This is a genomic window from Streptomyces sp. TAA486, assembly GCF_000426165.1.
On sequence record NZ_AUEV01000009.1, the window covers coordinates 234,532 to 248,034 of the forward strand.

Genomic DNA, 13,503 nt, shown 5'->3' on the forward strand with positions numbered 1-13,503 from the left:
ACTGCTGTATGGCGTTCGAGAAGACTCCGGTACGCGCCGCAGTCGTCGGCACCGGCGGCATCATCACCGGTGCTCATCTGACCGCGTTGCGGGCACACGCCTCACGTGTGCGCCTCGTTGGCGCGGTCGACGTCGACGAGAGCCGTCTCGCTGACTTCCTCGCCGAGGCGGGGGACGGCGTGAGCGGATATCCGGGCATGACGGAGATGCTCGCGGCGCAACAGCCGGACCTGGTGCTGATCGGGACGCCGCCCTCCCTCCACGCCGAACAGGCCCGCGCGGCACTGCGCGCAGGGGCGTGGGTCCTGTGCGAGAAGCCGCTGTGCCTCTCGCTCGCCGAGTACGACACCATCGCGGCGGAGGAAGGGCCGTCGGAGAACGGCGCCGGCGGCAACGGCGGAGCCGACGCCTCGTCAGAGCCCGGCGACCCGGCCGCCCGCAGCGGTCCGTACGCCTCCGTCGTCTTCCAGCACCGCTACGGCTCGGGAGCGGAACACGCCCGCGAACTCCTGCGCTCCGGAGGCCTCGGGTCACCCCTGGTGGCCCACTGCCAGACCACCTGGCACAGGGACACGGAGTACTACTCCGTTCCGTGGCGCGGACGTTGGGCCACGGAGGGCGGCGGGCCGACCATGGGCCACGGCATCCACCAGATGGATCTGCTGCTGCATCTGCTCGGCGAGTGGAGCGAGATACGTGCCATGGCGGGGCGGCTCGTGCACGACGTGGAGAGCGAGGACGTCTCCACGGCACTGGTCCGCTTCGAGAGCGGCGCCATGGCGACAGTCGTCAACAGCGTGCTCAGCCCCGACGAGGTCAGCCGGATACGCATCGACTGCACAGATGCGACCGTCGAGTTGACGCACCTGTACGGGTACGGCAACGACGACTGGGCCTACACCCCGGCCCCGCACGCTCGCAGCCTTTCCGAGCGCACCTCCCACTGGCGCACCCCTGCCGCCGACGTGCCCAGTTCGCACGCGGCCCAGCTCGGCGGCTTCCTCGACGCCATGGAGAAGGGCGAACGCCCCCCGGGCAGCGGCCCCGACGCCCGTCGCACGCTCGAATTCCTCGCTGCGCTATACAAGTCGGCGTTCACGGCTCAGCCCGTGCACCAGGGTGACATCACACCGCAGGACCCCTTCTACAAGGCCATGCACGGCGAACACCCGGACTGGGCACCGAAGGAGCACTGACAGCACGATGAGCGCCACCTCCCCCCGTGATCACCTTCCCGTCACCGTCACGCACACCCACGGCGAGCGCATAGGCGTCGAGGCCGGCGGTACGGAACTGATGGCCTACGTCTACGCCCCCGATCCCGTCGCCTTCGAATCGCGCAAACCGTACGCGCACCCGCTGCGCACCCTCGCCGGCAGCACGGTCACCGGCTACCGGCCCAACGACCACCGCTGGCACAAGGGCCTCCAGATGACCGCCAGCCACCTGTCGGGCCAGAACTTCTGGGGCGGCAACTGCTATGTGCACGGCGAGGGTTATCTGCCACGTCCCGAACTCGTCGGCTTCATGCGCCACGACGGCTTCGACGCCTTCGAAGTGGCCGACGACAGGCTGGACTTCACCGAGATGCTCACCTGGGTCGAGAACGGCGGCGAGGAGTGGGCGCGCGAGCGGCGCGGTGTCGCGCTCCACTCGGTTGACGCCGTGAGCGGCGCATACGCGATCGACTGGTCCATCGAGCTCACCAACACCCGCGGCGAACCACTGGAGTTCGGCTCGCCGACGACCCACGGCCGCGAGATGGCCGGCTACACGGGGCTGCAGTGGCGCGGTCCCCGCGACTTCACCGGTGGCCAGGTGCTCTCTCCCGCCGGGCCGAGCACCGACGAGGAGATGATGGGGCAGCCCGCCGGCGAGCACTCCTGGATCGGCTTCGTCGGCGAACACGACGACGTGGACGCCCATTCGACGATCGTGTTCGCGCACGCTCCCGGCAACGAGGAGTCCGTGCACGCCTCGCACTGGTTCGTACGCTCCGAGCCCATCCCGACCGTGGCCTTCTCCTGGGCGTTCTTCGACGAGTTCGTCCTGCCGCCGGGCGACTCCTTCTCGTACCGCTACAGGATGCTCGTCGCAGACGGCGCCTGGGACGCGGACGGCATCGAGCGGCAGCTGAAGGCGATCCCATGGTGACCGGCCGGGAGAGACCGTCCCTGAACCGCGACCCCTGAACGACCCATCCCGAACGCCGAGTTGAAGGAGACCGCACGTGCTGGACGCACCGCTGCCGGGCGGGATAGGCCTGTCGCACATCACCGCCTACGACTGGGAGGCCGCCGACGGCGTGTGCGGCGGCAGCCCCCACATCCACCTCGCCTGCACCGAGGCGTACGTCGTCACCGGGGGAGAGGGCGCCGTCCAGACGCTGAGCCCCGAGGGCGGATTCACCGAGACACCGCTGGAGCCCGGCGTCATCGCATGGTTCACACCGGGAACCGTGCACCGGATGGTGAACGGCGCCGGGCTGCGGGTGACCGTGCTGATGCAGAACAGCGGTCTCCCGGAGGCCGGCGACGCGGTGTTCACCTTTCCGCAGGAGGTGCTGGCCGACCCCGAGGCGTACGCCGCCGCGGCCGCGCTGCCCGCGAAGGAGGGCCCCGAAGCCGACCGTGCCGCACGTGAGCGGCGCGATCTCGCCGTGCAGGGCTTCCTGGTCCTGAGAGACGCGGTGAAGGACGGCGACACCGAGCCGCTGCACGCGTTCCACCGGGCCGCCGCGGGCATCGTCGCCCCCAAGGTGGCTGCCTGGCAGCCGCGTTGGCGTGACGGTGCGCTGGCGGCCGCGGAACTCACCGGGCAGCACCTCGCCGCGCTCGCCGACGGCGACGCCTCCCACCTCTCCGCCGCACGCGCCCGCTCCGCGGAGCCCACACGGCGCGGTGGCTACGGGATGTGCGGACGCCGCGACGAGTACGAACTGCCCGGCACCACGCTGCCGTACTACGGCGAATAGCACCGACTGCACCGACCGCACGTACCGGAAAGGTTCATCGCATGCCCGCACCCAGGACAAGGGCGTCCTGCGCGGCGGCCGTCGCCATCGCCCTGTGCGCGACGCTCACCGGCTGCGGAGGCGGACCCTCGGCCGCCGCCGACGGCAAGGTCACGCTCCGCTTCACCTGGTGGGGTAACGCCGACCGCGCCGCCCGCACCGAGAAGGCCGTGACCGCCTTCGAACGGGCCCATCCGTCCATCGACATCCAGACCTCCTACTCCACGTACGACTCCTACAAGCAGAAGCTCGCCACCCAGGCGGCAGGCGGCGACGTGCCCGACCTCATCCAGCTCGACTACCGGCAGATCAGCCAGTACGCGGGTTCCGACGTGATGCTCGACCTGTCCCGGCAGCGCAAGCATCTCCCCACGGACAAGATGGATCCGGCACTGCTGCGCACCGGGCAGGTCGGCGGCCGGCAGTACGCCCTGCCCATGGGCATCGGCACCCAGACGGTCGCCTACGACAAGAAGGCATGGCGCGCGGCCGGGGTGAAGCAGCCCCAGCCAGGGTGGAGTTGGCAGGACTGGGTGCGGGCGCTGCGCAAGATCAAGGACGACCGCGGCTCCTACGCCATGACCGACCCGGGAGCCGCCGAGGACCAGTTCGAGATCTGGCTGCGCGGCCAGGGGAAGAAGCTCTACACCAAGGGCGGGCAGATCGCCTTCAGCGCGGGTGACTTGGCGCGCTGGTGGTCCTTCACCTCGGCGCTCCGCAAGGAGGGGCTGGTCAGTCCGGCCACGGACACCACGCAGATGTCCGGGTCGGTGGAGGACACACCGATGGGACGCAAGAGGTCCATCGCGGAGTTCAACTGGGACGCCCCGTCGGCGGGTTACGAGGCGATGTACGGCGACCGGCTCGCCATCGCCCCGACCCCCACGGGTGAGGACGGCACGTTCGGTCAGTACTACAAGCCGTCCATGCTGCTCGGGATCGCGGCCGGCAGCGAACACCCCCGCGAGGCCGCCCAGTTCATCGACTTCTTCCTCAACTCCGACAAGGCCGCCGACATCATGGGTGTCGACAGGGGCACCCCGGTCAACAGCACGCAGCGCCGCAGGGTGCTCTCCACCGTCACCGGATTCCAGAAGCAGGTGGCCCGGCTCCAGACGTCGTTGCAGGGCAAGCTCAAGGCTCCCCCGGCCGCCCCGCCGCGCGGCGACAACGGACTTCAGTCGACCTTCCAGCGCGACTACGACCAGGTCTCCTTCGAGAAACTCTCACCACGCGAGGCCGCAGAGGACTTCCTCACCGAGGCACGAGCGGAGCTGAGGCCCTGATGGCGAACACTTCCACCGCCCCGGCCACCTCGACGGCGGCGCCCGCAGGAGCCGGGCCCGCGGCGGACAGCACGCGCGGTACGGGCCCGAAGGGCCCCGGCCGCCCGCCCCGGCGCGAACGCCAGGGGGCCGCCTGGGTGTTCCTCTCCCCGTGGGTGCTGGGCGCGTCCGTGCTCACGCTGATCCCGATGGCGGTCTCGCTCTATCTGTCGTTCACCGACTACAACCTCTTCGATCCGCCGTCGTGGATCGGCCTGCGCAACTACGTGCAGATGTTCACCGAGGACCCGCGGCTGCTCCGCTCGATCGGCAACACGCTGCTGTACGTGCTCGTCGCCGTGCCGCTGCAACTCGCCCTGGCGCTCACCGTCGCCCTCGCCCTGAAGTCGATGCGGCGCGGGCGGAACTTCTACCGGTCCGCCTTCTACGCACCCTCGCTGCTCGGCGCCTCCATGAGCATCGCGCTGGTATGGCGGGCGATATTCAACGACGGCGGCACCGTCGACAACCTGATGAGCGGCCTCGGCTTCCACATCGGCGGCTGGGTCAACCACCCGGGCTGGGCCCTGGTGAGCGTCGCGCTGCTGACCGTATGGCAGTTCGGTGCACCCATGGTCATCTTCCTCGCCGGACTCCAGCAGATCCCGCAGGACCTCTACGAGGCAGCGGCCGTCGACGGGGCAGGCAGGTGGCGGCAGTTCGCCTCGATCACCCTGCCGATGCTCTCTCCCGTGCTGTTCTTCAACCTGGTGCTCCAGACCATCCAGGCCTTCCAGGTCTTCACCCCGGCCTTCGCGGTCAGCGGCGGCCGCGGCGGACCTGCGGACTCCACGCTCTTCTACACGCTCTACCTCTACGAACGGGGCTTCACCGCCTCGCACATGGGCTACGCGTCCGCGATGGCGTGGATGCTGCTGCTCGCCATCGGCATCGTCACGGCGGTGCTGTTCCGCACGTCCCGGTCCTGGGTCTTCTACGCGAACGAGGAGGCCGACTGATGTCCGCCACCGCCGTACCGAGGCAGAACCGCCGGATCGAGTGGCGGCGCGTCGCGCTCCACGGAGGCGCCCTGGCCGTACTCCTCGTGCTGCTCTACCCGTTGGCCTGGCTCGTCGCCACCTCGTTCAAGCCGGCGGACGAAGTGCTCGCCAGCCTCGCCCTGTTGCCTTCCCGGCTGGCCACCGAGAACTACGGCACCGCGGCCGAGGGCATCGAAGGCGTCACGCTGCTCCAACTGTTCGGCAACTCGCTGACGATCTCGGTCGGTGCCGTCCTGGGCAATGTGCTCAGCTGCTCGCTGGCCGCATACGCCTTCGCGCGGCTGCGATTCACCATGCGCGGGCCGCTGTTCGCCTTCATGATCGCCACGATCATGCTGCCGCACCACGCCGTTCTGATCCCGCAGTACATCGTCTTCAACCAGCTCGGCATGGTGAACACGTTCTGGCCGATGGTGCTGCCGAAGTTCCTGGCCACCGACGCCTTCTTCGTCTTCCTCATCGTGCAGTTCATGCGCGGCCTGCCGCGCGAGCTGGACGAAGCGGCGAAGATCGACGGCTGCGGGCCGTTCCGCATTTTCGCCCGCGTGGTTCTTCCGCTGACCAGGCCAGCACTGATCACCACCGCGATCTTCACCTTCATCTGGACATGGAACGACTTCTTCACCCAGTTGATCTATCTCTTCGAGCCGGAGAAGTACACACTCACACTGGCGCTGCGCACGTTCGTCGACACCTCCAGCCAGTCCGCGTACGGGCCGATGTTCGCGATGTCCGTGTTCGCGCTGCTGCCGATCGTGCTGTTCTTCCTGGCCTTCCAGCGGCTGCTCGTCGAGGGCATGGCCAATTCCGGTCTGAAAGGCTGACCTCACATGAGCACTTCGCGGGTACGCAGTGACCGCGGCGACCTCTTCGGAGCGCGATTCGAACTCTTCGCCGACGTGCTCGCGCTCGGCGTCGCCGCGACCGCCGCCTCGCTGCCGCTGGTCACGTTTCCGGCCGCGCTGTCCACGGCGTGCACCCTGCTGAGGCGCCGGCGCCTATATGCCGAACCGTGCACGGCGGGACGCTACTTCGTCGTCCTCCGGAAGCGGCTGACCCGGCGCGGCGAATGGGCCGCCGGTGCGGCCGCGCTCGCGTTCGGCCTCCTCGTGGCCGCCGACGCAGGGCTCGCCTCGGCCGGTCTGCCGGGCGCGGCGCCCTTCGCCCTGGCACTGGCCGTGGTGGCCACCGCGGCCGCGGTGGTCGGGCTGCGCGCGAGCGCTCAGCCGTCGCACGAGCAGTTTCCGGGCTGGCTCCCCGCCGTGCAGGCAGGTGCCGTCCGCACGGTTCGGGATCTGCCGGGCAGCGGCCTGGTGCTATTGGCCGTGCTCACGGCGGCGGTGTGTGCCTGGGCCCTGCTGCCCGTCGTCCTCCTGCTGCCCGGGCCCCTGGCCCTGGCACTGACGGCCGTCGAGCTGCGGCCGGGGCGCGGACAGTGAGCCGGGCGGCCGCCCGGCGAGTGCCGTTTCGCTTACCCGTACGTGCCGGACCCGCAGGGCCTTGTGGACCCCGGAGAAACGCGGCTAGCTTTTCTGGGTAGAAAGCGCTTGCTGCCCATCTTGCCACCCCCCAGGTGACCGAAGGAGACGACCCACGTGACACGCAGGACAGTGCGCATCGCCATGAACGGCGTGACCGGACGCATGGGGTACCGCCAGCATCTGGTGCGTTCCATCCTGGCCATCCGCGAGCAGGGCGGCCTCGACCTCGGCGACGGCAGCACACTGTGGCCCGAGCCGGTGCTCGTCGGCCGACGGGACCTCGCGCTCAAGGCGATCGCCGAGCGGCACGGACTGGACGAGTGGAGCACCGACCTCGACGCCGTCCTCACCGACGGCAGCATCGACGTCTACTTCGACTCCCAGGTCACCAGCGCCCGCGAGGACGCGCTGCGCAAGGCGATCGGTGCCGGGAAGCACATCTACACCGAGAAGCCCACCGCCACTGGCCTCGACGGAGCTCTCTCCCTCGCGAGGCTCGCGCACGAGGCGGGCATCAAGCACGGCGTCGTGCAGGACAAGCTGTTCCTGCCGGGGCTGCTCAAGCTCAAGCGCCTCGTCGACGGCGGCTTCTTCGGGCGCATCCTCTCGGTGCGCGGCGAATTCGGCTACTGGGTCTTCGAGGGCGACTGGCAGGAGGCACAGCGACCCTCCTGGAACTACCGGTCCGAGGACGGCGGCGGCATCGTCGTCGACATGTTCCCGCACTGGGAGTACGTGCTGAACGGCATCTTCGGCCGGGTCACCTCCGTACAGGCCCTCGCGGCGACGCACATCCCGCGTCGCTGGGACGAGCAGGGGCGGGCCTACGAAGCCACCGCCGACGACTCCGCGTACGGCGTCTTCCAGCTCGAGGGCGGCATCGTCGCGCAGATCAACTCCTCCTGGGCGGTGCGCGTCAACCGCGACGAGCTCGTCGAGTTCCAGGTCGACGGCACGGAGGGCTCGGCCGTCGCGGGACTGCGCCGCTGCCGCGCACAGCACCGCTCCGGCACGCCCAAGCCCGTATGGAACCCCGACCTGCCCGCCACGGAGGTCTTCCGGGAGCAGTGGCAGGAGGTCCCGGACAACGGGGAGTTCGACAACGGCTTCAAGGCGCAGTGGGAGCTCTTCCTGCGGCACGTCGCGCTCGGGACGCCGTACGACTGGGACCTGCTCGCCGGAGCCCGCGGCGTCCAACTCGCCGAACTCGGCCTGCTCTCCTCGGCGGAGGGCCGTCGCATGTCCGTTCCGGAGCTGTCGCTCTGAGACCCGGTCCCGGTCCAGGACCCCGATCCAGGCTTCGAGGGAGACCTTCTGTGATCCGACTTCCCGATGAGAACGGGTCGTTGCGTACGTACGAGCCCAGGGCCGAGCCCGCGGCGCCCGTCGCCGCGCCGCCGGCCGGAGCGGCGCCCGCCTCCCGAACGGTCTTCGCGGCGGCGCACGTCGTCGCCGACCGGTACCGGGAGGCCACCGGGGCCGGCGGCCCCGCCGCGCTCGACTGGGACGCCACGCTCGCCTTCCGCCGCCACCTGTGGTCGCACGGCCTGCGCGTCGCCGAGGCCATGGACACGGCGCAGCGCGGCATGGGACTGGACTGGCCCGTCGCGGCCGAGCTGATCGAACGTTCCGCCGCGGAGGCGAGGTCCGTGGGCGGACGCGTCGCCTGCGGCGTGGGGACGGACCAACTCGACTCGGATGGCGTGGACGTGGCGCAGGTGCGCGGCGCCTACGAGGAGCAGTCCGAGGTCGTGGAGAAGGCCGGCGCGCAGACGATCCTCATGGCCTCGCGCGCGCTCGCCGCCACCGCCCGCGGTCCCGAGGACTATCTCGACGTCTACGGGCACCTGCTCCGCCAGGCCGCCGAACCCGTCATCCTGCACTGGCTCGGGCCCATGTTCGACCCTGCGCTGGAGGGCTACTGGGGCAGCACCGACCTGGACGCCGCCACCGACACGTTCCTGGGGATCATCGCCGAACACCCCGGCAAGGTCGACGGCGTGAAGGTCTCCCTGCTCGACGCCGACCGCGAAGTGGCGCTGCGGCGCCGCCTCCCCGACGGCGTGCGCTGCTACACCGGCGACGACTTCAACTACCCGGAACTCATCGCGGGGGACGGGGGCACGGACGGGGACGGTGGCGGGGGAGGGGACGGTGACGGCGGCGAACACCCGGTGGCCGGTCGGGACTTCAGCCACGCGCTGCTGGGCATCTTCGACCCGCTCGCGCCACTCGCCGCCGACGCGGTGCGTCTGCTCGACGCCGGTGACACCTCCGGATTCCGCTCGGCGCTCGATCCGACGGTGGCCCTCTCGCGGCACCTCTTCCAGGCGCCGACCCGCTTCTACAAGACGGGAGTCGTCCTGCTCGCTTGGCTCGCCGGCCACCAGGAGCACTTCGTCATGGTCGGCGGCATGCAGTCGGCGCGGTCGCTGCCGCACCTCGCGCGGGCGTACGAACTGGCAGACGCACTCGGTCTGTTCCCCGACCCGGGTCTGGCCGAGGAACGCATGCGGCGGCTGCTCGGCGTACACGGGGTGGAGGCGTGAGCGCCGCCGCGCGGCTCGCCCGCTTCTCCGTCAACCAGCAGACCGTCAAGCAGCTCCCGCTGCCCGAACTCGCCGACGCGTGCGGCAAGCTCGGCATCTCCCATGTGGGGCTGTGGCGCGAGCCCGTCCAGGAGTACGGACCGGAGGCGGCCGCCCGTCTGATGCGTGACGCCGGTCTGAGCGTGACGTCGCTGTGCCGGGGCGGCTTCTTCACCGCCCTCGACCCGGTCGAGCGCAGCCGCGCCCTCCACGACAACCGTGCCGCGATCGACGAGGCCGCGACGCTCGGGACGTCCACGCTCGTACTGGTCTCGGGTGGCCTCCCCGAGGGGAGCCGTGACCTCGCCGGCGCCCGCGAACGGATCGCGGACGCGCTCGCCGAACTCGGCCCGTACGCGGGGGAGCGCGGCGTACGGCTGGCGATCGAGCCGCTGCACCCGATGTTCGCCTCCGACCGCTGCGTGGTCTCCACACTCGGGCAGGCCCTCGACCTGGCGGAGCGGTTCCCCGCGCAGCAGGTCGGAGTCGTCGTGGACACATACCACGTGTGGTGGGACGACCGGGCCCCGGCGCAGATCGAACGTGCCGCCGCGGGCGGCAGGCTGGCGGCCTTCCAGCTCGCGGACTGGATCACACCCCTGCCCGAGGGCGTGCTGCTCGGCCGCGGCCAGCTCGGCGACGGAGCCGTCGACCTGCGGGGATTCCGCGAACTCGTCGACGCGACCGGCTACGGCGGGCCCATCGAGGTGGAGATCTTCAACCCGGGACTGTGGGCGCGTGACGGCGTCGAGGTCCTTGCGGAGACGGTGGAGCGGTACGTGCGCCACGTCGTGGTGGAGGAGCGCTGACGGGCCCGGAAGCGCCCCGAAAAATCCTGAAGAAGAAATTCCGGATCGGGGGCAACCGTTCCTGGGGGTTGTGGGTCTTACCTGGTGCTTGGGCCTCTTGGGGGGATGCAAGAGGCCGAGGGGGGCACAGGGGCCCGGCCGTTGGAGCACGGCAGCCGGGCCCCTAGAAATCTGCCCTCGATGAGTCAGCCCCGTCGGAGGTGGCCTGCCCGGGAGCGGGTTGTGCCGGAACCGCCGCGAAGCGGGTCAAGGTGTGCGGACCGGCTCGCCAACCCGCCCTCGCTATATGGCAGTTGGTGATAATCACCCGACAGCGTCCCGCCGATTCATGCAGCCTGGGGGTCTCGTTACCGGCGGTTGCGCCGCTAGTGTCCGCGGGTGCACGAGTGCAAGCGGACAGTGGTGTGACCCCGAAAACTGCTCTGGAGTGTGCGCATGCTGACCACATGCCCGCGATGCGGAACGAGATCAGCCGCGATGTCCGAGGCCTGCGGCGACTGCGGCCATGATCTCTACCGCGTCGCCTATCCCACCCCGTCCGCCGCGTTGCGGCTGACCTTCCTGAACCGCGTGCCGACGCGGATCACGGTGAGCGTCGCGCTGCTCCTCGCCGGTGCGGGCGTGTCCACGGGCCTGCTGTTAGCGGGTGGAGGGGAGGACAAGGAGCCGATCTCCAAGAACCGGGCCCCCGCCTCGTCCGTACCCCGTGAGCCCACTCCCTCGGCGCCACCGACCTCCCCCGAGCCCTCCAAGACGAAGGCTCCGCCGAAGCCGGCGCCTGCGACGACGCAGCCCACCCGTACCCCCTCGGCCGCGCCCTCCCCGACGCGGACGTACCGGGACCCCTTCGCCGATATCCCCGAGGCCCAGCGGGCGTTGAGGTTCGCCGACGAAGTGACGAGGCAGTGGACCGGCCCGGACTCTCCGTACTGGGAGAACCGCCGAGACCGCCGCTGAACGGGCTGCCGTGCGGGGGCCCTTGCCTTGGCCGGGTGCGGCTCAAGGGGGGGCAGCGGTGAGTCGCAGTGGGTGAGGCCCAGCGGGTGCGGCTCAGTCGAGCGCCGCGAACGAGACGAACTCGCTCCACGCGCCGGCCGGGAAGGTGAGCTGCGGGCCGTGGGCGTTCTTCGAGTCGCGGACGTGGACGGTGCTGGTCGAGGCGGCGGCCTCGACGCAGTCGTTGTCGTTGCTGCCGCTGTAACTGCTCTTGATCCAGGCCAGGTTGGAACTGTCCGAGGCGGTGGGCTGCGAAGTCATGTCTCACCAAGCACTTTCTCGATGAAGGCCAGCGACTCCCGTGGGCTGAGAGCCTGAGACCGGATGATTCCATACCGCAGCTCCAGAACCTGAGCCTCTTTCGGGTCGGACATGAGGTGGGTCGTCAGCTGCGCGGCCGCGTATCCCACCGTCGCCCCGTCCCTGAGCTTGAGCACCTGGAGCTCGCCTCCCATGCCGGCGTGATCGTCCCGGTCCGTCGGCATGACCTGGATCTCCACATGCCGCAACTTGCCGACGTGGAGAAGGTGTTCGAGCTGCCGCCGCAGCACCGGCCTGCCACCGACGGGACGCCGCAGCGTGACCTCCTCCTGGACGAAGGTCAGCGTCGGCGGGGGAGTCCTGCGGAAGATCTCCTGCCGGGCCATGCGGGCGGCCAGATACCGCTCCAGGTCGTCGTCGCTGTAGGCGGGGCGACGCATCCGGAACAGCGCCCGGGCGTACTCCTCCGTCTGCAGCAGACCGTGGACGTTGTGGTTGCCGTACGCCCCGAGCTCCACGGACTCGGCCTCGATCCTGGCCAGATCCCGCACCTTCTTCGGGTAGCGGGCCTCCGCAACGTCGCCCTTCATCGCCGCCAACTTGCCGTCGGCGCCCAGCACGTGGTCCGCCGAGGTCAGGAACTCCGCCCTGGGCACCCGCCTTCCGCGCTCGACGGAGGAGACCAGGTCCTCCCCGTACCCGATGGCGGCCCCCAACTCGGCCTGCGTCAGCCCCGCCGCCTCCCGCCACAGCTTGATCTGCCGTCCGACGGTCTTCACGACGGCGCCCGAGTCGTCCTCCAGCCCCGGGTCCCACCCGGACCTGTCGGCCCCGTCGGTGGTGTACGCGTTGCGCCCGGCGGGGCCGGCTGCGCCGCCACTGTTGTCCCTGTCCATGCCTGGCGCGGGTGCGTTTGCCCCGCCGCCGTCCTTGTCCCCGTGTACGTCCCCGTCCATGGCCCGCACCCCTCTGTCGGTGTCCCTGAGGGTTCAACGGGTCTTTGAGGGCCCCGAGTCACGGGGCGAGGCGGTACGGATGGAGGGGGCGGCGGTACAGACGCCGACGGTGAGGGCGAGCTGACCAGATGCGGCAAGCGGTATCACCAAGGCTCAAGTCATTGCGAGACCCACTGGTGCGCGTGCTCCGGGTCAGTCGGGCACGCGAAAATGATGAGGCGTCCGCGGCCAACGTAGATTCCAGTCGGGATGTTGGCTCCGTAGGTGCCGGCGGTTGGCTGGTCTTCGACGGGGATCCAGCTGGTGGTGCCGCCGTCCCATTCGCGGGTGTCCGCGGTGAGCAGCGGCTGCATGGCTGTGCCGCAGGTCTCGCAGGCGACGCGTGCGGGGGCGGCGGTCAGGGCCCAGGAGACGCCTCCGCCGCTCTTCCAGCCGGGGGCGATGGAGAGGTCGTGCGTGTAGGTAGGCGGTTCGCCGGCGTCTTCGTCCCACGACTCTTCCGTCTCCTCCTCCCAGGTGTCGATCCGCTCGCGCAGGGCCTCGGGCAGTGCCCAGAGATCCTCGTGTTCGAGAACCTCCTCGGGATCGAGCACACATGCGCTGGGCAACAGGTTGTCGATGCCCTCGGGCTCCGTTCCGGACGGGGGCCCGAATGGTTCGGCGACGGTGTTCGAGTCACGCCAGCCGACATACAGGTTCAGCTCGTGCCCGTCCGTGTGGCCGGTGAAGCCGCACCAGAACACCTGGAGCAGATCCTTGCCTTCCGGCGCGGGCATCCCAGGGACGTCTCGTCCGTACAGCTGGGCCACCGGCAGCATGGGCGACGGCTGTGCCGGGTGGTCGTTGCCCCCCGGCCGAGTGCACACGGGCCACGGCTCGTGTGCGGGCCACAGCATCGGTCCGCCCACGGAGCTGTCCTGCGGGCCCGGCTTTCCCGGTCGAGGGTGGAGCCGGACAGTGCGGAGGCGGAAGTCGCTCACCTCGGGGAAGAGTTCCTCCGGATCCAGTGGACGGGGCGGGGTGGTTCGGGGCACGGGGTCCTCCGTGGACGGTGACTCGGAGCGTTGTGCAGG

14 protein-coding genes are annotated in these 13,503 nt (G+C 70.2%); 11 read left to right on the plus strand and 3 right to left on the minus strand.

Annotation, left to right across the window (positions count from 1 at the left end; translation table 11 throughout):
- Nucleotides 1-8: 8 nt before the first annotated feature.
- The 11 genes from I004_RS0115550 to I004_RS0115600 all read left to right on the plus strand — a co-directional run bounded on the left by I004_RS0115550 (nt 9) and on the right by I004_RS0115600 (nt 11,174).
- A complete protein-coding gene (locus tag I004_RS0115550; RefSeq protein ID WP_028436260.1) occupies nt 9-1,196 on the plus strand; it encodes a Gfo/Idh/MocA family protein in 1,188 nt (395 codons plus the stop codon).
- A gap of 7 nt (nt 1,197-1,203) precedes the next feature.
- Nucleotides 1,204-2,154, plus strand: a complete 951-nt coding sequence (locus tag I004_RS0115555; RefSeq protein WP_028436261.1) for a DUF6807 domain-containing protein — start codon at nt 1,204-1,206, stop codon at nt 2,152-2,154.
- A 76-nt stretch (nt 2,155-2,230) separates the two neighbouring features.
- Entirely contained in the window at nt 2,231-2,974 is a 744-nt protein-coding gene (locus tag I004_RS0115560; protein ID WP_028436262.1) for a cupin, read from the plus strand.
- 41 nt (nt 2,975-3,015) lie between these two features.
- Complete coding sequence (locus I004_RS0115565; RefSeq protein WP_028436263.1) at nt 3,016-4,299, plus strand: extracellular solute-binding protein; 1,284 nt, start codon at nt 3,016-3,018, stop codon at nt 4,297-4,299.
- Nucleotides 4,299-5,297 (plus strand): carbohydrate ABC transporter permease, encoded by a 999-nt coding sequence (locus tag I004_RS0115570; RefSeq protein WP_037976326.1) that lies wholly within the window; start codon nt 4,299-4,301, stop codon nt 5,295-5,297. Before I004_RS0115565 ends, I004_RS0115570 begins: the two co-directional genes overlap by 1 nt.
- Nucleotides 5,297-6,163 carry a carbohydrate ABC transporter permease gene (locus I004_RS0115575; protein WP_028436265.1) on the plus strand — a complete coding sequence of 289 codons (867 nt, stop codon included), beginning with the start codon at nt 5,297-5,299 and terminating at the stop codon, nt 6,161-6,163. Before I004_RS0115570 ends, I004_RS0115575 begins: the two co-directional genes overlap by 1 nt.
- 6 nt (nt 6,164-6,169) lie before the next feature.
- The gene (locus I004_RS0115580; RefSeq protein WP_028436266.1) at nt 6,170-6,778 is read left to right on the plus strand and encodes a hypothetical protein; all 609 of its coding nucleotides are present in this window, start codon (nt 6,170-6,172) and stop codon (nt 6,776-6,778) included.
- A gap of 156 nt (nt 6,779-6,934) precedes the next feature.
- Complete coding sequence (locus tag I004_RS0115585; RefSeq protein WP_028436267.1) at nt 6,935-8,086, plus strand: Gfo/Idh/MocA family protein; 1,152 nt, start codon at nt 6,935-6,937, stop codon at nt 8,084-8,086.
- 50 nt (nt 8,087-8,136) lie between these two features.
- Entirely contained in the window at nt 8,137-9,369 is a 1,233-nt protein-coding gene (locus I004_RS0115590) for a dihydrodipicolinate synthase family protein (protein WP_028436268.1), read from the plus strand.
- Nucleotides 9,366-10,217, plus strand: coding sequence for a sugar phosphate isomerase/epimerase family protein (locus I004_RS0115595; RefSeq protein ID WP_028436269.1), 852 nt, complete (start codon nt 9,366-9,368; stop codon nt 10,215-10,217). The genes I004_RS0115590 and I004_RS0115595 overlap by 4 nt, the downstream gene beginning before the upstream one ends.
- Before the next feature lie 477 nt (nt 10,218-10,694).
- The gene (locus I004_RS0115600) at nt 10,695-11,174 is read left to right on the plus strand and encodes a hypothetical protein (protein ID WP_028436270.1); all 480 of its coding nucleotides are present in this window, start codon (nt 10,695-10,697) and stop codon (nt 11,172-11,174) included.
- A 93-nt stretch (nt 11,175-11,267) separates the two neighbouring features.
- Here I004_RS0115600 and I004_RS0115605 read toward each other — a convergent pair whose 3' ends face one another.
- From I004_RS0115605 to I004_RS0115615, 3 genes are all read right to left on the minus strand, one after another.
- Complete coding sequence (locus tag I004_RS0115605; RefSeq protein ID WP_028436271.1) at nt 11,268-11,474, minus strand: DUF397 domain-containing protein; 207 nt, start codon at nt 11,472-11,474, stop codon at nt 11,268-11,270.
- Nucleotides 11,471-12,370, minus strand: coding sequence for a Scr1 family TA system antitoxin-like transcriptional regulator (locus I004_RS0115610; RefSeq protein WP_078511245.1), 900 nt, complete (start codon nt 12,368-12,370; stop codon nt 11,471-11,473). Before I004_RS0115610 ends, I004_RS0115605 begins: the two co-directional genes overlap by 4 nt.
- 218 nt (nt 12,371-12,588) lie before the next feature.
- Nucleotides 12,589-13,464: a hypothetical protein gene (locus I004_RS0115615; protein ID WP_028436273.1), complete on the minus strand. Its 876-nt coding sequence runs from the start codon at nt 13,462-13,464 to the stop codon at nt 12,589-12,591.
- Between the last annotated feature and the right edge of the window lie 39 nt (nt 13,465-13,503).